The sequence below is a fragment of the Cytobacillus oceanisediminis 2691 genome (assembly GCF_007678455.1).
GTDB classification, from domain to species: domain Bacteria; phylum Bacillota; class Bacilli; order Bacillales; family Cytobacillaceae; genus Mesobacillus; species Mesobacillus oceanisediminis_A.
Genome location: NZ_VEEP01000006.1, coordinates 190,145 through 213,068, shown reverse-complemented (window position 1 = coordinate 213,068; position 22,924 = coordinate 190,145). Strand labels below are relative to the sequence as shown.

14 protein-coding genes and 1 riboswitch are annotated in these 22,924 nt (G+C 39.6%); of the genes, 9 read left to right on the top strand and 5 right to left on the bottom strand.

Going from position 1 to position 22,924, the window contains the following annotated elements:
* Positions 1-2: 2 nt before the first annotated feature.
* Both glpK and FS736_RS13640 read left to right on the top strand, forming a co-directional pair.
* A complete protein-coding gene (gene glpK / locus FS736_RS13645) occupies positions 3-1,493 on the top strand; it encodes a glycerol kinase GlpK (RefSeq protein ID WP_144478158.1) in 1,491 nt (496 codons plus the stop codon).
* Positions 1,494-1,622: 129 nt separating this feature from the next.
* Positions 1,623-1,796 carry an FAD-binding protein gene (locus FS736_RS13640; RefSeq protein ID WP_144478156.1) on the top strand — a complete coding sequence of 58 codons (174 nt, stop codon included), beginning with the start codon at positions 1,623-1,625 and terminating at the stop codon, positions 1,794-1,796.
* A 112-nt stretch (positions 1,797-1,908) separates the two neighbouring features.
* Here FS736_RS13640 and FS736_RS13635 read toward each other — a convergent pair whose 3' ends face one another.
* The gene (locus FS736_RS13635; protein WP_144478154.1) at positions 1,909-2,595 is read right to left on the bottom strand and encodes a C40 family peptidase; all 687 of its coding nucleotides are present in this window, start codon (positions 2,593-2,595) and stop codon (positions 1,909-1,911) included.
* A 906-nt stretch (positions 2,596-3,501) separates the two neighbouring features.
* On the opposite strand from FS736_RS13635, the gene FS736_RS13630 reads away from it, so the two are divergent.
* From FS736_RS13630 to FS736_RS24340, 4 genes are all read left to right on the top strand, one after another.
* Positions 3,502-4,152 (top strand): 5-bromo-4-chloroindolyl phosphate hydrolysis family protein, encoded by a 651-nt coding sequence (locus FS736_RS13630; protein ID WP_144478152.1) that lies wholly within the window; start codon positions 3,502-3,504, stop codon positions 4,150-4,152.
* Positions 4,152-5,330 carry a toxic anion resistance protein gene (locus tag FS736_RS13625; protein WP_144478150.1) on the top strand — a complete coding sequence of 393 codons (1,179 nt, stop codon included), beginning with the start codon at positions 4,152-4,154 and terminating at the stop codon, positions 5,328-5,330. The genes FS736_RS13630 and FS736_RS13625 overlap by 1 nt, the downstream gene beginning before the upstream one ends.
* Positions 5,331-5,512: 182 nt before the next feature.
* Positions 5,513-7,990, top strand: coding sequence for an SH3 domain-containing protein (locus FS736_RS13620; RefSeq protein WP_144478148.1), 2,478 nt, complete (start codon positions 5,513-5,515; stop codon positions 7,988-7,990).
* 188 nt (positions 7,991-8,178) lie between these two features.
* Positions 8,179-8,269, top strand: a riboswitch (cyclic di-GMP riboswitch).
* 47 nt (positions 8,270-8,316) lie between these two features.
* Entirely contained in the window at positions 8,317-8,478 is a 162-nt protein-coding gene (locus FS736_RS24340; protein ID WP_186326783.1) for a hypothetical protein, read from the top strand.
* Between the two features lie 466 nt (positions 8,479-8,944).
* Here the strand turns inward: FS736_RS24340 and FS736_RS13615 are convergent, their stop codons facing one another.
* Positions 8,945-9,403 (bottom strand): hypothetical protein, encoded by a 459-nt coding sequence (locus tag FS736_RS13615; protein ID WP_144478146.1) that lies wholly within the window; start codon positions 9,401-9,403, stop codon positions 8,945-8,947.
* Positions 9,404-9,648: 245 nt separating this feature from the next.
* On the opposite strand from FS736_RS13615, the gene galE reads away from it, so the two are divergent.
* The gene (gene galE / locus FS736_RS13610; RefSeq protein WP_144478143.1) at positions 9,649-10,668 is read left to right on the top strand and encodes a UDP-glucose 4-epimerase GalE; all 1,020 of its coding nucleotides are present in this window, start codon (positions 9,649-9,651) and stop codon (positions 10,666-10,668) included.
* A gap of 475 nt (positions 10,669-11,143) precedes the next feature.
* The gene (locus FS736_RS13605; protein ID WP_186326782.1) at positions 11,144-13,006 is read left to right on the top strand and encodes an LTA synthase family protein; all 1,863 of its coding nucleotides are present in this window, start codon (positions 11,144-11,146) and stop codon (positions 13,004-13,006) included.
* Positions 13,007-13,181: 175 nt separating this feature from the next.
* Here the strand turns inward: FS736_RS13605 and FS736_RS13600 are convergent, their stop codons facing one another.
* From FS736_RS13600 to FS736_RS13590, 3 genes are all read right to left on the bottom strand, one after another.
* Entirely contained in the window at positions 13,182-14,198 is a 1,017-nt protein-coding gene (locus tag FS736_RS13600) for an acyltransferase family protein (RefSeq protein ID WP_144478139.1), read from the bottom strand.
* A gap of 208 nt (positions 14,199-14,406) precedes the next feature.
* Positions 14,407-18,354: a S8 family serine peptidase gene (locus FS736_RS13595; protein WP_144478137.1), complete on the bottom strand. Its 3,948-nt coding sequence runs from the start codon at positions 18,352-18,354 to the stop codon at positions 14,407-14,409.
* A gap of 188 nt (positions 18,355-18,542) precedes the next feature.
* Entirely contained in the window at positions 18,543-20,513 is a 1,971-nt protein-coding gene (locus FS736_RS13590) for a S8 family serine peptidase (RefSeq protein ID WP_144478135.1), read from the bottom strand.
* 188 nt (positions 20,514-20,701) lie between these two features.
* On the opposite strand from FS736_RS13590, the gene FS736_RS13585 reads away from it, so the two are divergent.
* Positions 20,702-22,876, top strand: coding sequence for a N,N-dimethylformamidase beta subunit family domain-containing protein (locus FS736_RS13585; protein ID WP_144478133.1), 2,175 nt, complete (start codon positions 20,702-20,704; stop codon positions 22,874-22,876).
* The last annotated feature ends 48 nt before the right edge of the window (positions 22,877-22,924 follow it).

The following is a 22,924-nucleotide window of genomic DNA, read 5'->3' as shown; positions in this document are numbered from 1 at the left end:
AAATGGAAAAGTATATTCTATCTTTAGACCAGGGAACGACAAGTTCAAGGGCGATTCTTTTTGACAAAGCGGGAAAGGTTGTACATGTTGCGCAAAAGGAATTCACGCAGATTTTTCCGAAACCGGGCTGGGTGGAACATAATGCAAATGAAATTTGGGGCTCTGTTCTCGCTGTTATTGCGAGTGTATTATCTGAAGCAAATGTTAAACCTGGGCAAGTAGCGGGAATAGGAATTACAAACCAGCGCGAGACTACAGTGGTATGGGATAAAGAAACAGGCGTCCCTGTCTATAACGCAATCGTCTGGCAATCACGCCAGACAAGCGGCATTTGCGATGAACTTAAGGAAAAAGGCTACAATGATCTTTTCCGTGAAAAAACAGGTTTGCTCATAGATGCTTATTTCTCAGGCACAAAAGTGAAATGGATCCTTGACAATGTAGAGGGTGCGAGACAAAAAGCAAATGAAGGAAAGCTGTTATTCGGTACGATTGATACCTGGCTGATCTGGAAGCTTTCTGGTGGACGTGCCCATGTTACGGACTATAGCAATGCTTCACGCACGCTCATGTTCAATATATATGACCTGAAATGGGATGAAGAGCTTCTTGATATTCTTGGAGTACCAGCTTCCATGCTTCCGGAGGTTAAGCCTTCTTCTGAGGTGTATGCGAACACAATTGGTTACCATTTCTTCGGCCAGGAAATTCCGATTGCCGGGGCAGCAGGCGACCAGCAGGCGGCATTGTTCGGCCAAGCGTGCTTTGAGGAAGGAATGGCGAAGAACACTTACGGAACAGGTTGCTTCATGCTGATGAACACTGGTGAAAAAGCGGTGAAATCAGAGCACGGATTATTGACAACCCTTGCCTGGGGCTTGAACGGCAAGGTTGAATATGCTCTTGAGGGAAGTATTTTCGTGGCTGGGTCTGCGATCCAATGGCTGCGTGACGGCCTGAGAATGCTTAAAAGTGCTAAAGACAGCGAAGATTATGCGGCAAAAGTTGAATCAACTGATGGTGTCTATGTGGTTCCCGCGTTCGTCGGATTGGGAACACCTTATTGGGATAGCGATGTCAGAGGTGCGGTATTCGGCCTGACACGCGGAACTAGCAAAGAGCATTTTGTCCGTGCTACTCTTGAGTCACTAGCATACCAGACGAAGGATGTATTATCAGCAATGGAAGCTGACTCAGGCATCGAATTGAAAACTCTTCGCGTTGATGGCGGGGCGGTCATGAACAACTTCCTGATGAACTTCCAGAGTGATATCTTGAATGTTCCGGTTGAACGACCTGTTGTAAACGAAACTACTGCACTGGGCGCCGCCTATCTGGCAGGACTTGCGGTTGGCTACTGGGAAAGTCAGGAAGAGATTGCGTCACAATGGGCAATCGATCGTTCATTCGAACCGAAGATGACCGATGATATCCGCGACCAGCTTTACGACGGCTGGAAAAAAGCAGTCAAGGCTGCAATGGCTTTTAAATAAATCTCAAGTGGCATTTTCTACAATGATTACAAATTAATAAATCGGCAGGAGATTAGAGAGACCGCGAAGCATTACCGTCAGTTTGGTAATACTTCACGGTCTCTTTTCCTGTTTAAGGAGGAAAACACCATGTTCACGAATCTAAAACGAAATGATATTATCTCCAATTTGAAAAATAATAAATTTGATTTACTCGTAATCGGCGGCGGCATTACGGGAGCCGAAATCGCTTTGGATGCAACGGCGGGAGGACTCAACACTGCAGTGCTTGAAATGCACCCAAAAAGTAATTTACATCTTTAAGAGGTCATTTGCAAAAAGATGAAGTAGCCTTCATAGCCATGCATTTCGGCGGCTGGATCAAACGCTCGAATGCATGAGAAACAAAAAAAGTGGCTCGATAGCCACTTTTTCTTTATAATCTTTTGGCGCCAACAAGTCTTGGCTTCCAATATGGATTGTTCATGCTTGCAACAGATACACCCTTTGAAGTTGCAGAGTGGATCATTTGTCCATTCCCAATATAAATCGCAACATGTGTTACTTTTTTGCCGCCGCTGGTTGCGTAGAATAATAGATCACCAGGCTGGTAGGAAGAAACTTTTGTGCCGACGTTATACATTTCTGCAGCAGTTCGAGGCAGCTTCTTTCCGGCTTTTGCGAAAGAGTAGGTCACTAATCCTGAGCAGTCAAATCCATTTGGATTATTTCCGCCCCATTTATACTTAACTCCCATATTACTTTTGGCAGTCGAGATTGCTTTAGCTTTATAATTGGCTGGTTTGGCTGCTGTCGTTTTTGCAGCTGAAGCCTTTTTAGCAGGAGCTTTAGGTGCTATGTATTTTGAGCTTACATAACCCGCCTTCCCTTTTGCTGATACCTTCGCCCAGCCTTTTGACTGGGAAGAAACAGTTACAAGCTGATTCTTAGAAAGTTTGGTAACAATTTTTCCGGAAGTGGAAGGTTTGTTTCGCATATTTAATGTTCCAGAATTAACTTTTACATAATAAGTGGTTCCAGAGGCAGAGGCTTTATCAAAAGACGGTGCGACAGTGGCTACTAAGGTGATGAGCAATAAAGATGCTAGAATTCTCTTAAACAAGTAGTTTTACCCCCGTTAGTTAAAAGTTAAACCTAGTATATAGCGAAAGGGGTTACAAACAAATAACGGAATAATTACATTTATATTACAATTTACGACAAAAGCTGCCAGATTTGGGTGACGAAACGAGCAGATAAATTGTCATATGTGCCTCGGAGATTTCAATTATGTGGGATGAGGGGGGGTGTGTGGACAATAGAAATTAGGAAAAATACTATGAAAGACTGCTATATTTGTAATTTAAGATTTCTATTATAACAGTCTTCCTCTATCACTGCTTTTATATCCATTACAGCTAAATTCACTCCGTTTTTTATTTCTCATTAATTTTTTGCTTTTTAGATTGATTACTGACGACTGTTAATAACAATAATTTTTCCTCCGGGCTCAACATGCTCCAGCTGCCTGCTTTTACTCTCATGTAAAAACACTCCTTATCATTTGAATTTTTTTACTTTTTCTTCTTTAATCCTTATATACCGCCTTTTTTAAAAAATCAAACAACAAAAATTTCTACAAATTACCAGTTGTTTCTACAAGCTTGTCCTTCTCTTTCCTTCTCTTTTGTCGATGGGAGAAGAAGGCAGAAGAAAGGTGAGGGAAAATTTCATAATTTGAATGAAAGTGCCATTATCTTTTTTTGGTGCAATTATTGATCTAAATGGTGCAATCATAGAGGATGACGGTGCAATTACGAACTTTGAGCGTGCATTTATTGCTCTAAACCGTGAAAATATCCAATCAACTCAGTCCCAGGACCTAGAAGTCATTACAGACCGAGTCTGTAGAAAAATAGCGTGCTTTGAAGTATTGTATAAGTAAGAAAACATTTATTTACAGCGAATGAAACATTCTGCGTCTCCTATTCGTATAAATAGGAAGATTCAAAAACAGGAGTCGATATTAATGAATAAATTCCTTTTACGTTTCATACAAACCGGTGCCGCAATTCCGTTTTCGGCATTCATGTGGCTGCTGACTTATGCTGGATTTGGCCAGACATTCTGGATGTCCTCGCTTTATGGGGTGATTGGCGGCGGTGTTATGTTTTTCGGAGTCGGGTATTATTATCAAAAACGAATTCTTGAAAAAAACAGACTCACGATGAAGGAATACAAATATATACAGAGAAATCTTAAAGAAGCTAATGTGAAGATAAAGAGAATCCAGAAGTCGCTCTTTTCGATCCGGCATATCCGTTCACTGAAAATAAGAATGGAGCTTTTGCGTATGGTAAAAAACATCCAAAGGCTAAGCAACCGGGAGCCGAGAAGATTTTTCAAGGCAGAACAGTTTTATTTTTCACATTTGGATTCGATTATGGAACTGAGTGAAAAGTATGCTTTTCTTTCTTCGCAGCCGGGCAAAAACCGTGAGCTTGAGCGATCCTTATATGATACTCAGGATACATTAAAAGAACTTAACAAGATCGTTGAGAAAGATTTGAGTTATATGCTGGCTGACGATATTGATCATTTGAATTTTGAAATTGACGTAGCAAAGCATTCAATCAAGAAGCTAAATGAAATTCCTGATGAGACCAGGAGGTTGAAATAATGGCAGACAAAAACCCTGACCTATTAAAAAATACCGGCAATATCATGGATGATATTTTAACAAACCCTTTTGGCGATTCACCTGAATTGCAGCTGGAGCGTAGCCCGCAGCACCAGGAAAGCAAACCGGTTAAGCTGATAGATGTCATTCCGGAGGAAAATCGCCAGAGAGCTTTCCAATTGGCGGAGCAGATTGACCCGAAAAACCACCAGGCGATGATTCTATATGGTACACAGGCACAAGGAAAGCTCCTGACTTTTTCGCATGCGATGCTCGAGCATGTCCAGAAAAAGGATGTCGGCGAAGTGGGAGAGGTCATCAATGATTTGATGAAGCATCTCAATAATATGAACCCAGATGAACTTAGTACTGAAAAGCCCTCTTTCTTTTCACGAATGTTTGGCAAGCTTTCGGGTTCTGTCCAGGAGATCCTTTCAAAGTATCAGAAGACGGGTGCGCAAATCGACCGGATCAGCGTGAAACTCGACCGAAGCAAAAATGTGCTTCTATCTGACATCGGGATGCTCGAGAAACTATATGAAACAAATAAAGAATATTTTAATGCCTTGAACATTTACATTGCTGCGGGGGAACTGAAGCTTGAGGAGCTCCATGAAAAGACGATCCCTCAGTTAAAGAGAGAAGCAGAAGCTTCCCAGGACCAGATGAAATTCCAGGAAGTCAACGATATGATCCAGTTTGCCGACCGTCTGGATAAACGCCTTTATGACCTGAAGCTAAGCAGGGAAATCACAATCCAGAGTGCGCCGCAAATCCGCCTGATCCAAAACACGAACCAGGCACTGGTCGAAAAAATCCAGTCATCGATTGTGACAGCCATTCCACTCTGGAAAAACCAGGTTGCCATCGCTCTGACACTGATCAGGCAGCGGCACGCGGTGGAGGCTCAGAAACAAGTATCCAAGACGACAAACGAACTCCTGCTGAAAAACGCAGAAATGCTTAAAACAAATACAATTGAAACCGCGAAAGAAAACGAACGCGGCCTTGTCGATATCGAAACATTGAAAAAAACCCAGGAAAACCTGATCACCACATTGGAAGAAACATTGAGGATTCAGGAGGAAGGGCGGACGAAGAGACGCCAGGCAGAGCTGGACCTTGCGACGATGGAAAATGAACTGAGGGTAAAGTTGTTGGAAATTAAAGATAAATAATAGCAAGGCCGGATCCTTGAAAAGGGTTCCGGCCTATTTTTATGCAGTCATAGCTGTTCTTTAGGGCTGAAGAAATTTTTTTAAAACCTATAAAACTGGAAGTCTACAAAAAGCCTTCTTTTTACCGATAAATAAATTAGTAACACTTTTTACTGATAGTCACTCTGGTCTGAAGAAAATAAATGAGTGGAAGTGAATATATGAAGCAATATGGCAGAGTATTATTTATGTCTGCAGCTCTTTTAGCCGGCAGTACGTCACTGCCTGGTGCACCTTTTATTAATTACGGGGAAGCAGCATCACCGGTTATTCTTAGCAATTCGGTTTATCAAACTACTGCTAATTTAAACATGAGGACAGGGGCGGGAACAAAGTACAAAATCATGATGACCATTCCAAAAGGCAAGCAGATTACTGCTGTATCGCGCTCTGGGGATTGGTACAAGGTAACCTATTCTTATGCTGAAAAAGGAAAAAAGGTTTCACGGACTGGGTGGGTAGCAGGTTCTTATATTATGAGGGTTTATGCTGAAGCAGCTAAACCAATCACAGCTTCGCCTAAAAGCACACAACCGGATAAAAAACAAAATGTCAGTGCCAATAAAGCGAATACTCCTGTAATCAAGTATCAAACCACTGCTAACTTGAATTTACGCTCAGGACCAAGTACCAAAAACGGTATCATTAAAACGATTCCAAAAGGCACGGTTGTTTCATCTTCTGAAAGAAACGGAGAATGGGTCAAGGTTTCCTATACCTACACAGTGAACAAAAAAATCACTTCAGCTACAGGCTGGGTGAGTGCGGGTTATCTTAAGGAGTATTACCAATACTCCAATATAAACGGTACTTATCTGACGAAAAAAGAAGCTCAACTTTACGCATCCCCGGACAAAAAGAAGAATGCTATTTTAAAAGTAAGCAAGGATAATGGGTTTCAGGCAACTCAAAAGGTTATTAATAGTGCGGGGGAAACATGGTTAAAAGTCGTATATAATGGGAAACCGGTTTATGTGCAATTGACTGAAGTGACTGCTCAAAGTGGAAAATCCTTCAGCCAAATGAACTTTACCACCAACAAGGATACTTATTTGTATTCATCTTATGGAAATATATATACGAAACTGGTGAAAATCCCGAAAAATACCATAGTGAGTTCCAAGTATAGTGTTGGAAACTGGTATAGTTTCAGTTTTGCGGGAAAATCCGGGTATGTTTTTGGTGGAGAAATGACAAGCTATACGCCGCCGGCTACCAAGCCTGCGCCAGTCCAGCAGGTCCCTGTTCCTCAGGTGCCAGTCGAGCAGGCGCCGGTGGAACAAGAACCGATATCTCCTGCACCTCAGATCCAGGATCCAGTGGTGCCAGTGACAGCAAGCCCATCACAAGAGCCAGAACAGCAGCTGGAGGTGTCAGAAACAGCTATTTCTGGAAAAACCTATGTAACTGCAGCTAATTTAAACCTGAGAAAAACAGCTGCGACTGATTCTGAAATTCTGGCAGTACTGCCTTATGGGTCGCTGATCAATCCTACTCATACAGTATCCAATGGATGGTTCAAGACTGTATTTAACGGAAGAACCGGATACGTTTCGGGAGGATACATAAAGGAGGTTGTGACTGGAGATCCGCTTCATCGGGAAGGTTATCAATTTATTGATCTGCGAAAGCCCTCCAGGGTCACGGCTGCACAGATTAACCAGTATATCGATAACAATTTGAGTTCAGGCAGGATCAGCGTATTAAAAGGGAAAGGACAAGCTTTCATAGATGCGGGGAACAAATATGGCATCAATTCTTTATATCTGGCAGCCCACGCCGTCCATGAGAGTGCATTTGGCACTTCGAATATTTCCTTAGGGAAATATAATCTGTTTGGATTTGGAGCATTTGATGCTGCTCCTTATATAGGTGCGGTCCGCTTTGCTTCAATTGAACAAAATATTGATTATATTGCACAGGAATTGGTGTCTACCTATCTTAATCCGGCAAGCTGGAAGTATAAAGGTGCCTATTTGGGCTATAGTACCAGAACAGTTTCAGACAATAGCAGATTGGATTCGAATAGCGCAGGGATGAATTTCTATTATGCCAGCGATGTCAAATGGGGGCAAAAGATAGCAGCCCATATGCAGAAGATTTACCCTTATAATAATGCTGAATATAATATCGCTGCCAATTCGAACTTGTTTTCATATCCATCCAGACCTGAAGGGAAGGATGGTTTTCCATCAGGTATTTCGGCAGTGGCCAAACAGGATATAAAGCTTGTAAATCAAAAGGGAAGTACCGTTGCATCTCAAACTTTGAAAAAAGACCAATTGTTCACCATACTTGAGAAGCATAACGATTATTGGGTAAAACTCTCAGTCGATAATAGAGATTATTGGACAAATGATATTAAGTTCGATCGCTATAAAGAGTTCATCACAGTTAAGAATCTGGGCAGAGTGACAGCGTCTTCGTTAAATGTACGGCCGATTGCTTCCACTGCTCAGGCTCCAATAGCAGCATTGAAGCTGAATGATTTTATTCCCCTTTCTGTAGATTCTGCTGGCAATGTTATTATGGATGGTACGAAGTCTTGGTACAATGTCAAGCTTGCTGATGGGAGAACGGGCTGGGTTAGTGCCCAGTATGTCATTCTGGAATTAAAATAAGAAATAGATAGAATGTGAGTGTCCAGTAATTATTTTTCGGACACTCATTTTTTAGATGAAAATGTTTAATAAATATAGAAAAAGGGTATAAATTCGAAGTATTTTCCAATATAAAAAACAGTTAATAGGTCTAAAGTCCCTTAACAAATATGATGGAGTTCGGTACTTTAGATACATACACATAAATCGTACGATAATGGCAAAACCATTGAAAAATGGTGACGCAAAGCTACAGGGACTAACTTCACTATAATGTGATCATGTCAGCCAGTTTCCGAATACGACTTCGTCTCCTGCGATTTATGTATTTTAAGGAGGAATATGTGTTGAAATCACTTGTAAGGTTGAAATGCAAAATTCATTTGTTTTTACAGCAATATAATGAAGCATTGATGCAGGATGCGGTGTGTGATAAGCTAAGAGCCCATTTAAAACAAAAAGCCAGTTACCATGGGCAACAAGCAATTTCACTTAGGATGAAAATGTAGGAGCAGGCTTCGGTATGCTTCTTTTATTTTTTACTATAGCTCCTTTGTTGGTTTCTCAAACAAAAGTATTTTTAGGATTTTACATGCATCCTCTGTTAATTAGCAGAAAGAAAAGAGCCGCGTGATCAGTCAGAATGTGATAGATAGTATAATATTCGGGAAGCAGATATCAATACGAAAACATTTTTAACCAAAGATTTTTTTTCGGGGCCTGTTCCAAAATTTAATATAGGTAAACCCTTCCTTGCATTTAAATACTTTGATCCCGACTAGTTTAAGAGGTGTGAATACTTCCTTCATCTGCAATAATGGCATCCATTGGTCCTCCTTAAAAGGTATTATCTTTATTTTAATTTAATAGTGAACGTTTTTGTATAAAATGTTCTCGATAAGAAACGACAGCATTCTTTCTTTTTCAATATGGCAGCATGGGAAAATTCACAGGAGAAGTGATATCCAAAGCCTCTTAATGATTATAATCCCATAAAATCACCAGTTCTTTTTTGTAGTTCACTACATAGACCTCCTGCGAGAAATGGAACTTTCCGTACTTTCCAGAATATCTCTGTTTCACTATAAATTTGTAAGCCTTTTTATAGGATTTTTCCCCTTTAGCTGGTTTCCAGCCTTTTACTTCTGTGGCATCTTCTATTTCATAAGCAAACGTTTCTGCACCAAAATGGCCATTAAATACATGGGCACGATCCTGGATGAAAGCAGCCTTGGGGAACTTTTCTTTTATAAAGGGGTGCAGTAATTTCCATGATTCAGAATAATTGCCATCCTGCTCAAATGAGTAAAACTTGCTAACTAATGATTCTGCCTGTTTAGAAGGAGATAAAGTGATTAAGTTAAAAAGAAAAAAAAGAACTGCCATTATAAAAATAGCCAAAATGATTCCTTTTTGACGGTGTTTTTTGCGCATAAAATAGCTCCTCTGTATTTGATGGCACACTCCTTTATTAAACTTATATGTAGAAAAAAAGCAGGTATGATGATATGGGAGTAATCAATTGAGGAAGGCTGACATTAATGAGAAAATCGGTTGATTTTGGAAAACTTTCAGTTGAAATTCAGTTCCTGCTTTTAGCAATTGACTTAATTTGTTATATTAAGATTGCATACGTTGAAAGTAATAAAAATTGTTTTTTTATAATTAGGAGGTCCTCAATGGCTATTCTAGTAACAGGGGGTGCCGGCTACATCGGCAGCCATACATGTGTGGAATTATTGAACGCTGGCAAGGAGATTATCGTTGTTGATAATTTCTCAAACAGCAAACCGGAATCATTAAAAAGGGTGAAGGAGCTTACAGGAAAGGAATTCTCCTATTACGATGTGGATTTGCTTGACCGGGAAGCCCTGGCAAAAGTATTCGCGGAAAACCAAATTGAAGCAGTTATTCATTTTGCGGGATTGAAAGCAGTAGGAGAATCAGTCTCCATGCCGCTTCATTATTATCATAATAATATTACAGGTACTTTAGTGCTTTGCCAGGTGATGCAGGAGTTTGAGGTTAAGAAGCTGGTGTTCAGCTCATCAGCTACGGTATATGGCATGCCGGAAAAAACGCCTATTTCAGAAGACTTCCCGCTCAGCACAACCAACCCATATGGCAGCACAAAATTGATGATTGAACAAATCTTAAAAGACTTGAATGTAGCGGACAATAGCTGGAGCATTGCATTGCTGCGCTATTTCAATCCAATTGGGGCACATGAAAGCGGACGGATCGGAGAGGATCCAACTGGAGTCCCTAATAATTTGATGCCGTATATAACCCAGGTTGCGATTGGAAAACTTGAGGAATTACAGATTTTCGGTAATGACTATCCAACAGTAGATGGTACTGGGGTCCGGGATTATATCCATGTCGTGGACCTGGCGGTGGGCCATTTAAAGGCGTTAGAAAAAGTCATGGAATCTAACGGAGTAGAAGCATACAATCTCGGAACTGGAAGAGGTTACAGTGTTCTTGAGATTGTCCACGCCTTTGAAAATGCTTCAGGAAACAAGGTACCGTATAAAATCGTGGACCGGCGTCCTGGTGATATTGCTGTTTGTTTTGCTGACCCTAGTAAATCCAAAGAAGAACTTGGCTGGGAAGCGGAACGAGGAATTGAAGAGATGTGCAGGGATTCGTGGAGATGGCAGCAAAGCAATCCTAAGGGATATGAAGTGTCTAAGTAAAAGAAACAGCACCCACAATGAAGCGGGTGCTGTTTTTGTATCGATTATTGCTTTTAAATCTATGCCTTCTAGCTTCGTAATACTATTGCAACAATGTTTAAGAAAAGAGCAAATATAAAAAGCTGCCTAAAAGTTTTACCCATCCAAGCATTGATATCCAAAGCGGTATACTTAACGAAATTCCCCATGATAATCCAATCGCAAAATTACCTTCGTGCTCCATGATATCACTTCCCTGGATTTTTTATTTAATATACCCACTTTTAAATGGAGAGTAACCTATCTTAATATTATTCATCTTCTACTTGTTATATCCTTTATTTTTGAAAACCAAAAAAACTACAAAATGTGTAAAAAGTATGTAGAATTTCTAGGTTTTAGGGAGAAAAATATTAAAATAGGTTTAAGTTTTTGTAAATTTATGTTAAAAATAGTAAGAACACTATATTTAGCATTGTGAATGGAGTTGTATTCATTGCGTTTATCATATAATAAACGGTTTATATTATACACTATATTATTACCTCTAATAGTAACCACTGTCTGGAGTCTAAGAACATTCTACTTTGTTCATGAATTAGAGTTAAATCCCCATAAAAAATTTATTTTATTTTCTTCTGGCGGCTTAAGTCTGGTGCTGACTAGTTTGCTAGTCTTGAGAAAATCAAAGTTTTATAGCTTTATTGCCGGTTTACTGTATTTAGCTTTAAGTATGTTGTTTTATGGAGATGTCCTTTATGAGAGATATTATGATGCCATTCTTCACATTGAGATGGCAGGTCAGGCTAATCAGCTGGGAGATGTTGCAGGATCCGTCATTAGTTTGATATATGCCAGTGATTTTATATATTGGATTGACATACCGTTTGTTTTATTCTTTTTTTACTGGTTTAACCGGAAAGTTGCCGAAGAAAGAAAATCTATGCTTTCTTCTTTGTTTATGGTAACAGGTATTGCTATGCTATTATTCACCGCTTTCTTCCCATTAAAATCGTCATTTTCGGATCAGTACATGGTATCTTTGACAGGGGTCCTGCCAGCACATATCTATTCGGAAGGTCATTCACTCTTTGCCGATACCCTTGCAGAGGAGCCTGTAAGTGTAACCTCTGCACAACTAACAGAGATAAGAAGTGAATTTGAAAAAAATCAGATGCTTCAAAAAACCTCACCCTATTATGGACAATTTAAAGATAAGAATATCATTATGGTTCAAGCAGAATCTCTGAATACTTTCCCTATTGGACTGGAGGTTGAGGGGCAGGAAATTACCCCTAATCTAAATAAGCTGATCTCAGGAAGTCATTATTACCCTAATGCTTATTTACAGATTGGGCGAGGAAATACATCGGATGCAGAATTCGTTGCCAATAATTCTTTATATCCAATGTCGCCAGAGGGAATTTACAAAGGCTTCCCTCAAAATAATTATCTGTCACTAGCCAATATATTAAAGAAAAGAGGATATCAAACTAGCGCCTCTCATGGTAACTCTCCTGAATTCTGGAATAGACAAGCAGCTTACGAAAAGCAGGGGTATGAAGAGTTTTATCATGCCAATCACCCTTCTATTAAAAAGGATGACGTGATTGGGATGGGAATATCAGATGCTAGCATGTTTTCCCAGATGATTGATGAATATAAGCAGTCAGAAAAGCCTTTTTATAGCTTTATTATTACGCTCAGTTTGCATAGGCCATTCGAGATGCCTGACCCATATGAATTTCTTTACCTCTCCGAAAAGTTGGAGGGAACCTCAACGGGGAATTATCTGCAAAGTGTTAGTTACTTTGACAAGGCTGTTGGCAAATTCATTGAAGATCTAAAGAAAGAAAACCTATGGGATAATACCATATTTGTATTATATGGGGACCATTACGGATTGCTGCCAAAGAATCAAAACGAATTAAAGGAATTGCTGGGAATTAAGTTTGGTGAAAAGGAACAATTCAATGTTCCTTTAATTATCCACCATCCTGGACAGGTTAAGGGGTTTGTGAGTACGAAGGTCACCAGCCAGATGGATATATATCCGACTATTTCTTCCTTGCTCGGGATAGATGAACCGCTGGCTCAATTTGGGAAGCCGCTGGATATCGATCAAGAAGGATTTGTAGGTTTTGCTTATGAAACAACAAGATACACCTTTTATTCTGACCGATATGATTATCATGCATCACATAAAGGCACGTTTGACTCAGGGACTTGTATAGACAACAGAACCGGCCAAAAAGCGAATATTGAAGCATGCAGGCCCGGTTATAACAAATTGATGAAGGACATAGAAACCTCTCAATTTCTTTTGGAGAATAACCTGATCAACGATATTTTTAAATAGCATAATCCCATCTAACATTCTTAACTGTTCTGTTTTTGGGGTGCAAATCAAATAAGTGACAATAAAAATGGCGTGCAAACTGACAGCAGTTTGACATGCCATTTTTGGTTTCTTGTGTATAAGAATTTTATTCGCAAACTTTATATGCTGGTAATCCTCTGCATTTCTCTTTGCATTATTTTGCGCTTTTTTCTTTCAAAATAAAGGTAATGTTATGGACCCATTGTGTAACAGGGGCAGCCAGGAACTTATCTACAGGTCTGTACAATAATATAGGTATAACGAGTGCTAATAGGGTTGTTGTCAGATAATAGTAAGGGAATTTATAGTATTCAGTTATACCTGAGTATATATATATTTTATTTATACTTTGATACACAAAGATGTGAAGGATATAGATGTTCAATGAGTAAGATCCCCAATTGGATAAATAACTTTTTTCTCCAGGATTTTGAACAGCGTATACCAATAAATAGTAGGTAGCAGACATTAAGAAAAGTACATTTAAACTAGAATGGTAGTATGACAATAAAGTTAATATCAAGATAGAACTGATTAAACCCGCTAAGGGCCACTTGAGTTTTGAAATATCTTTATTTCCTAAATAAAAACCCATAGCTAAATAGAAAAATCCTTTTGCAAATCCTCCATACATAAATACATCGTTGAAGTTAAGAATACCAACTAAATTTGAAAAATAAAGAATAGCAGCCAAGACAAAAATCATTTCGGATTTTATAGAAAGGCGTAAACAAATAAATAAAAGAAGTGCTGAAATTATTAATGCTGTCAAAAACCATAAATGAAATGATCCTATAGTGCCATTGATCAAACCTTGAAATGTAAGGCCTTTCAAGAAGGAGTTGATTCCGTTCCAGAAGGCGGTGCCTAACAGTAATCTATCAGTGAAAGTGATAAGTAATTTAAATAATAAATAAAAGACAGTGAAGGAAATATAAATGGATAAAATCTTTTTTAGATAGCCTGGAAGGTAGGATACTGTCTTCCCAGAAAGAAAATAACCAGATGCCGCAAAAAAGAAAGGTACGGCAAGATCCAGCAATGGCCTGTATGAATAATAATTCGTTAGTGTAGCAAGGTTAAACTGTTGAAGCGAACCGGTGGTGTGGATTAGAACAACAGCAATAGCTGCAAAGAATTTTAGTTTATCGATTGTGTGATTGTATTTCATGCTGCCTCCAACGAATTATGCCGTCTAATTATGTCGAATATTATTTTAGCACATTCATTTAACAGGTTCACTGAGAGCTTTTTCCTAATTTTTAATCTTTTGAATTTAGTAAAAATACCTATCGAGAAATCCTTTTGGAATAAAAAAAGCCTGCAGGCCTGTCTAAAAATTAGACTGGGTCTGCAAGCATAATGCAATATTTTATTCGTTAATTCAATGGCGTAAACTTTGTTAAATCTAAAGCGTCAATATTTACATATGTGCCTGCTGAAGCGTTATTCTTTTTCCCGGTTGGGACAATCTTGATTGTGTGGTTATTATTGTCAGATGGTTTATATTCATAGACGTTCACTTTATATTTGCGGCTTGATGCATACAAATCGATCTGCTTGACTTTGATACCATCGATGTATATATCGGCGAGTCCCATGTTTGTATCCTTTAAAGCGTAAACCTTAAGTGATGTTCCACTGAAAGAGTATGCCAGACTGGCTGATGTTGAATTCGCCCGGCCAATGCTGCCTCCAGAAGCGCTGGAATAGCTTATCTTACTCCATGTTCCTGTGTATTTAAGATTTGAATCTGTATTTTCCATACGTTTTGTTGTCTGCACCGATGCTGTGAGGCTATATTGCCCAGCTCCGCTCTTTGCGGTTGGAACTATATAATATAGTCCTGTAGTTTGCGGTGTAAAAGTCACTTTCTCGGTTGAACCAGATAAGGCAGACTCTTTTAATGGAGTTGCACCATAAATCGTCGTCGTTCCGGTTTTAAAGAATTTAAGATTAAAGTCAGCTGATGATGGACCAGTAAGGACGAATTGATATGTTTTTCCCTGTTCCAATTGCTTGGACCAAACGTCATTGAGGTCCTTTGAAGCTGAATTTAAAGATCCTTTTACGGTACTTGATGATAAATTAATATGTCCCTTTGTATCGTCGTCGTAAACAAAAGTGAAGGACGTGGACATCGGTGTTTCCTGAGTATCTTTTGTATTAATCACAATGCTGTATGCATACGTTTTGCCCGGCAATGCAGTTGTATCATTGAAGCTGACAGCTGAAACTGGAGTAGTATTCAGCTTTTTATATTCAGTTTGCGTACTTTCCTTACGGTAAACATCATAGGAAGCTGCCCATGAAACAGAATTCCAGGAAACGACCGGATGTTTCTTCGCAGTGTCATAATAGACATTCAGAGAAACAGGATTACTTCTCACTATGAATCTGTCAATATTGATTCCGGCAGCACTCTTGCGGGCTGCAGCATCTGTTTTTCCTGTCCAGACAATCTTCACCTTATGCTCGCCATAGGATGAATAATCTTTTCTATAGATTCTTTCCTTTGCTTTGAAACTTGATGAATACAACGATGGTGAACTCTGTTTTACTCCATCGATATAGACATCTGCAACTCCCTGATTATAGTTTTTGAAGCCTTGCCATTCAAAACTGTACCCCACAAAAGAAAAGTTGACTTCACCTTGCGAATTAAGAACGCTTGCTGTTCCTTTTGATAAAGCAGGGTCTTCTATATAGTCCCAATTGCCCCAGTATGACAAAGCATCTGAATTATCTTCATAGGAGCCTGCAAAATTCCCAACAGAAAGCTTATATGAACCTGAGTTTTTAAATGCATAGACATCTATGAAATAAACATCTGTAGCTGGTGCTGTAAATTTAATGGATTCTTTCGATGTGTTTTCGTTCTCAGAATAACCAACCATTCCGCCCGCATTTGATATATCTGCTGCAGAGCTGTCATATAAATATAAGTCAAAGTCGGTTCCTGCCTGTCCTGTTAAGGAGATATTTAATACTTCGCCTTCTTTTAGGGCGACTGCATAGACATCATCTTTATCTGTTGTAACATTGACACTGCCATTTAGAATGTTCTTAACTAAAGGTGTGCCAGGGAAATTGTTGTCATCAAAGAAATTGAGCTTGCTTGCTTTGGCTAATTTCCCGCTATTAATAAGACCTTTTAGATTTGGCAGCTCTTTCCCTTTATGGCTTAAATAAAGCTTTGTTAATTCTGGTGACATTTTAGGATATAAGCCTGCAAATAAGGCAGCAACACCAGTAACATGCGGTGTAGCCATAGAGGTACCATTATAATAATCGTATGCTTGTTTATATGCAGAGACATACTTTAGATTCACTGTTGCTGAAGGTCCGGTTGACTGGATAAAATCAGCAAAAGGATATGGAGATTCAAAACGGTCTACTTCATATGAAAGGCCTTCGTAAATGCCGCCAGGAAGCCCTGATACATTCAGGTTTGGTCCCATGTCAGGATAAACATTCAAGCTTAACAACTCCTGTACGAAAGGAGAGGATTCCTGTCCATAAATGGCATCCTGTCCTGTCAGCAGAAGACGGCCGCCGTTAGATAGGTAGTTTGATAGCGTATCAATATCAGCAGAGGTAAGTGTTGTTCCTTCATCGGCACCTATTCCAAGCCCGTGTCCTGTGAACCAGACCACAGCATCATATAAAGACAAATCTACCCCGCTATCCATTAATGAAGAATCAAAATCCAATGACTGTACTTCATAGTTATAACCTTCAAGAAGGTTTTCATAAGTTGAAAGATAGTCCTTGAAATATTCCTGTAATTCAGGAACTGGAATTTCACTTGCAATATCATGTTCATCATCCTGGACGAGCAGGATTTTTTTCGTTTGATCTTTAGGAATATCAAGGAAGCTGAGTGCTTTATCAAATGCATCTGATCTTTGGTTCTCATTTATTTTTTCATACCCGACCCCGTCGAATACAGCCTTGAAATTCAGTTCTGTGTTATTTATTTGTGCAGAGGCGCCTAAATTTTCAACCCCAAGAGCAGAAGCTATTTCAACGTCAGGGTATTTAGGGACTGTGCTCAGAATGTTAACGCCGGGTGCTGCCACATCAACGGAGTTGAATCCGTAATTAGAAAAGTCTGCAAGATTACCCATGTTGTCTAAAGCCGCAACGGATAGTATATTTGCACTTTCAAAGCTTGATGGAAAAGACTGGTACATATCATTATTCATTCCATCATTTCCGGCAGCTGCTACAAACAGGCTGTTGGAGTTATTGATTGCCTCCTCTAATAGTGGATCATATTCTCCGCCGCCCCAGCTATTGTTTGTGATTTTAATACCCATGCTTTTTGCATATTCAATTGCTAAAATGGCATCTGAGGTCGTGCCTCCCCAGGGACCTAAGAATTTAATAGGCAGTATCTTAACATTCGGGGCAACTCCAACCACCCCTTTGTTTCCTGTTCCTTCTAAAACGGCTGCAATGGTACCTGATACATGAGTTCCATGTTCGTCTCCATCAAGAGGATCGTACACAGTATTGTCATTATTGACGAAGTCCCATCCATGGACATCGTCCACATAGCCATTCTTGTCATTATCAATTCCGTCGGATGCCATAGCTCCAGCTTCACCAGGATTGGTCCATATAATATCTTTCAAATCTGGGTGGCTGATATCTACTCCTGTGTCAATTACCCCAACCACTACCTGTGATAGCTTACCAGCATAACTGGTCCTTGCTTCTTTCGCATCTACATCAATATCTGCAATACCTGGGATATTTTTAATTGCCTGGCCAGTGTTATGAATACCCCAAAGCTGATCATAATAATTTGGTGCATCATTGATCTCGCTTGCATAGTACTTATAGTTTGGCTGGACAGATTCTATTGTGGGATCCTTTTTTAACTCTTTGATTACAGTTGATGCTGATTTGCCCTTTGGAATTTTTACAACTTCAGCATTTACTGATTTCAGTGTCTTGGATGAATGTAAAGAAAACTTTTTGTGAAGGGTTTGTATTTTACTAGAATCAGTTTTTGCTTTGTATTTGATAATTAATTCATTTGTAGCAGTTTTTTCTTTATGGCCATCTTTATTATTCGCTTTGTTCTTTAATTTTGTTTCTAAAGGATTTTCTGCTTTCTTTTTCAGTGAAACAGGACTTCCGTTCTTCTTGTCAGCTTGTACCTGACTTTTCTTTACTTTTTCTTTAAATTTGGTTTTGCTGATCTGTGAAACTTTATTTCCTTTTGCAGAAGATATAGCAGAAGCTGGATATGGAAGTATACTTCCCATCACTAATAATAAAACTAAAGTTAATGATAGAATTCTAGTTTTTTTCATCTTCTTTTCCCCTAATAAGATATTTTTCTACCGGACATGACAAAAAGCCTAAATATCCCTCCCTTTATTTTCCTAAAAATAGTATAAATGGGTTAATTTCTTTAAGATACAAATACTTTTAGACAAAATCCGCTATTTTTTTCTAAAATATAAAAAACCAATTGATTAGCAACTGGTTTTTTAAACGGTTATTTACTAAGCGAAGATAGGACGTTACTGCCAACTGAACCTGTTCCACCTAAAATAATGTAAGTTTGGATCTTGCGTTTTGCCAAAGTGTCTGAAACTGAACCCGGCAGTGTATCCTTTCCAGTAAGCAGGATGGTGGCATTTTCCTTTGTGATTAATACGGATCCGGTTAATGCATCTGCAAAAGTTGTTCCTGTGGCAAAGTAGAGTTTCCCAGTATTGGCGAAATACTTATTAAATATATTCAATGCGACCTCGTAGCGGTCTTTCCCGCCAATACGAACTGGTTTCGGCATCTTATAGGAGACATTTCTGCTCACACTTGCCTCTCCGCCCACAATAATTGTATTTTGGACATTCTTCTTTTGGATTACCTCTAAAGTTTCCCTAGAAGCAGCTTCTGGACGAGTGAGCAATATAGGAAATCCATTTTTTGCAGCAAATGGTGCGATGGCCAACGCATCAGGATAATTCAAGCCGTTAGCTACTATGGCGGTCTGATAAGTTCCTAATTCCAATGCAATGTTCTTTGAAACTTCAAATCTGTTTTGTCCGCCAATCCTTCTTACGTTTTTTCCCATACCCCTCAATTCTTTCGCAATCGAGTCATTAAGACTTCCACTCCCGCCTATCAACACAATGTTCTTAGCCTTTAATCTTGTGATCTCCTGTTTAGTTACTGGATTTAGGCTGCCAGCTTGAGTCAAAAGGATAGGTGAATTGTATTTGTATGCTAACGGTGCTGCTGATAAAGCATCAGCGAAAGCATTATAATTGCTGATAAATACAGTATCAGCTGAATCCCAGCCTTTCTGGGAAATGTTAGCGGAAACCTCGAAGCGGTCTTTACCTGATAGCCTCTCCGGAGTGAGTGGTGTTTGGACTAACCCCAATCCATACCAGGAATCTTTTCCAGAAGCCCCTAGATCCAGAGCATTCCTTCCCAGCTTTTCACGCAGCGCAGAGGCAGATAAATCAGGGTACATTTCTTTCAATAATGCAAGGCTTCCTGTTACAAATGCGGTAGCCATGGAGGTTCCGGAATAGCTGACATATTTGTTATCCAAATGTGTACTTACAATTCCCACTCCCGGTGCAGAAAACTCAATAGCATTTCCCGTTGCGGAGAAGCTCCCTCTAACTTTATTTTGATCAACTGCAGACACGGCAATTACAGCAGGGTATTTAGCAGGGTACGCAACATTATCTCCATTGCCAGTACTCGTTCCTTCGTTTCCTCCCGCGGCGACAATCAACATTCCGCTTTTATAAGCTTTATTCAGAGCTCTTTCCAGTACATAAGAAGGTTCCATGGAGCCAAGGCTTAAATTTAAAACATCCATATTATTAGTAATTGCCCAATCGATTGCAGCGATCATATCGGACAGATAGCCTTGCCCATTTCTGTCTAAAACCTTCAGTGCATATAACCTGGCGTCTGGCGCAACTCCTACGATGCCTAATCCGTTGTTCTGTGCCCCTACTATCCCGGCAACGTGGGTTCCATGTCCAGAATCATCTTTATAAGAAGCAGTATAGGACACAAACGATTTGCCGCCTGCTATTTTTAAATCTTCATGTGGAGAAATACCGCTGTCCATTATTGCAACCTTTACATTCTTGCCTGTGTAATGACTGTTCCAGGCTTTTTGGGTTTGAATGGCTTTTACTCCCCACTCAACCATTTGGCCGCTTTTTTCGACTCTCTGCTCATCTTCAATTAATAAAATTTGTGAGTTTGACTGTAGTGATAATATTTTTGCTTCATTAATATTTATTTTTACAGCGGGAATATTCTTATACTCCTCGATAATGACTCCCTCGTATGACTCAATTAAATGCCGGTTAACTGCATCCCTGAAAAGAACAATTTTCTCAGTTGTTTCCTTACCTAACGCCTGTTGGGGAGTGACCAGGAGACAAAGAGTAAAAGTTGTCAAAAACGTGAGTGATATTAGCTTAATCTTCATTATGTTTCTCCTTTGATAGTAATCCTGTGCAGAGGGAAATTTTTTTAAAAATTAGTCACTATTTTAATCGGCTAAATCGTCTAAAAGTTAATTGGAATTAAATTGTTAATTTCAATTAAGGCTAAGGAAGAAGGTCCGATAATAGAAAAGGAGATATATAGAGAATAATATTTGGGGGAAGTTTTAGGATGAGGATGAAACTGTTGTTTATTATTTTGGTGTTTTTTGTACTCGGAAGTACAAAGCACGCAGCGGCGGAAGGTAACGTTTCAAGGTTAAGTGGAAATGACCGTTTTGATGTAGCTATTGAGGTTGCCGTAAAAGGGTGGCCTGGCGGCAGCGAGAAGGTATATATAACAAACTACAAAGCATTTGCAGATGCCCTTGCGGTAACGCCGTTAGCTTATAAGGATAATGCGCCTGTTCTATTGACACAGGCAGATATTCTGACAGATAAGACGAAAAAAGAGCTGAGTAGATTGAACCCAAAACAAGCGATCCTTGTTGGAGGGCCAGCAAGTATTTCTAATAGCATTAAGACTGAACTTGAGAAAATGGGGATAGCTGCATCAAGAATAAGCGGGAAAGACAGATTTGAGGTATCCTCCAATATTTCAAGATCATTAGGGCCTTCTGATACTGCCATTATCGCTAATGGTTTGAAATTCCCAGACGCCTTATCGATTGCACCTTATGCAGCAAGAAGCGGCTATCCGATTCTTTTGACTGGAAAGGACCGTCTTCCGGATATAACAAAAAAGGCATTGGAGGGACGGACAAAGGTAATTGTTGTGGGAGGAGAGGGCAGTGTAGGGCCGGAGGTATTTAACAGCTTGCCAGGCAGAAAACGGATAAGCGGAAAAGACAGATTTGAAGTGTCTGCAAACGTGATTAAGGATTTAAATTTAAATACCAACCGGTTCTTTATTTCAACCGGTTTAACTTTCGCTGATGCCTTAACCGGATCCGTGCTTGCGGCGAAACAGGAAGCCCCTATGCTTCTTACGATGCCGGCAAATGTGCCGGAGTCCATAAAAAAAATACTGCTTCCGGGTAATGCAGAATCTATCACAGTTCTTGGGGGAACATCGTCGGTACAGCAATCGGTTGCCGGGAACTTATATCCTATAAAAAATACCCATTCAATTGAAGGGTACTCGAATAAATTAAGCTATTATCCAGGTGAGACAATAGAATTAAAGATTCATTCTCCTCAGGCGAATTTTTCAATAGATTTTATGAGATATGGTAAAGAGGAAAAAATAGTTTCCAGCATAAATAATAATATTAAAGGTACCGTTCAAAATTATTTCAATGATGCCTATAAAGAGGGGGCACTTTGGGATACTGCTTATAAGTTCACGATACCGTCCAGTTGGAGTACTGGTATGTATGCGGCAAAGGTATACGATGGCGCAAATAGCTTTTTTATAACCTTCATTGTAAAGGAAAAAACGCCTGCCTTTACGGATATCGGAGTATTGGCATCGACAAATACCTGGCAAGCATACAACAGCTGGGGCGGGAAGAGTTTGTACAGCTACAGTATTGTAAATGGAGCAAGAAAATATAATGAATTTGTCAGTTTTGACAGACCTAACCCCGGTGCAGATCCATCCGGAAATATAGGACACCTCGCTAACGGTGAAAAGCATATAATAGGCTGGCTAGAGAGGAATAACCATTCATACAGCATGTTTACCGAAAGGGACTTTAACGATAATCCAGCCCTTATCCGTAAATTCAAAACCATTATCATTAGCACCCATAGTGAATATTGGTCAACCCGAATGTATGACGGACTTCAAAACCATCTGAAAAATGGAGGCAATGTATTATATCTTTCAGGAAACGGAATCTATTGGAGGGCTGCTCTAAAGAGTGATCAGATTGAAGTAAGAAAAGATGGCGGCAAACACTCATTTACAGGTGAACGCGGAGGCTTGTTTTATCAAACTGGAAAGCCAGAAACAGCACTAATAGGAGTTGGCTACAGATCAACAGGGTTTTCTGTACCTGCTCCATATAAGGTGAGCAATGCAGACCACTGGATTTTTGCTAACACAGGCATAAAAAATGGAGACCTAATCGGTACACAGGGTCTAAACAAAATAAACAATTCAACAGGAGGGGCATCCGGCTGGGAAACTGACCAGGCGGACAGATATACGCCAAAGAATGCTATCATACTCGCAAAAGGAACTAATACAATCGGTGCAGGGGCACATATGGTTTATTATGATCATCCCGGAGGCGGGGGTGTATTTTCTACTGGTTCGATTACCTTTGGGGGGAGCTTGGCAGTGGATGCTAAACTTACTAGGATTATGAATAATGTTTTGGGTGAATTTAAAAATAGATAAAAAATTAAATGTTTTTGACCAAACATTAATAGTTATACAAATATCCTA

What these genes read in the sequence shown, in the direction of transcription:
- glpK (WP_144478158.1), top strand. Translation starts at nt 3, where the DNA reads ATGGAAAAGTATATTCTATCTTTAGACCAGGGAACGACAAGTTCAAGG.
- FS736_RS13640 (WP_144478156.1), top strand. Translation starts at nt 1,623, where the DNA reads ATGTTCACGAATCTAAAACGAAATGATATTATCTCCAATTTGAAAAAT.
- FS736_RS13630 (WP_144478152.1), top strand. Translation starts at nt 3,502, where the DNA reads ATGAATAAATTCCTTTTACGTTTCATACAAACCGGTGCCGCAATTCCG.
- FS736_RS13625 (WP_144478150.1), top strand. Translation starts at nt 4,152, where the DNA reads ATGGCAGACAAAAACCCTGACCTATTAAAAAATACCGGCAATATCATG.
- FS736_RS13620 (WP_144478148.1), top strand. Translation starts at nt 5,513, where the DNA reads ATGAGTGGAAGTGAATATATGAAGCAATATGGCAGAGTATTATTTATG.
- FS736_RS13615 (WP_144478146.1), bottom strand. Translation starts at nt 9,403, where the DNA reads ATGCGCAAAAAACACCGTCAAAAAGGAATCATTTTGGCTATTTTTATA.
- galE (WP_144478143.1), top strand. Translation starts at nt 9,649, where the DNA reads ATGGCTATTCTAGTAACAGGGGGTGCCGGCTACATCGGCAGCCATACA.
- FS736_RS13600 (WP_144478139.1), bottom strand. Translation starts at nt 14,198, where the DNA reads ATGAAATACAATCACACAATCGATAAACTAAAATTCTTTGCAGCTATT.
- FS736_RS13595 (WP_144478137.1), bottom strand. Translation starts at nt 18,354, where the DNA reads ATGAAAAAAACTAGAATTCTATCATTAACTTTAGTTTTATTATTAGTG.
- FS736_RS13590 (WP_144478135.1), bottom strand. Translation starts at nt 20,513, where the DNA reads ATGAAGATTAAGCTAATATCACTCACGTTTTTGACAACTTTTACTCTT.
- FS736_RS13585 (WP_144478133.1), top strand. Translation starts at nt 20,702, where the DNA reads ATGAGGATGAAACTGTTGTTTATTATTTTGGTGTTTTTTGTACTCGGA.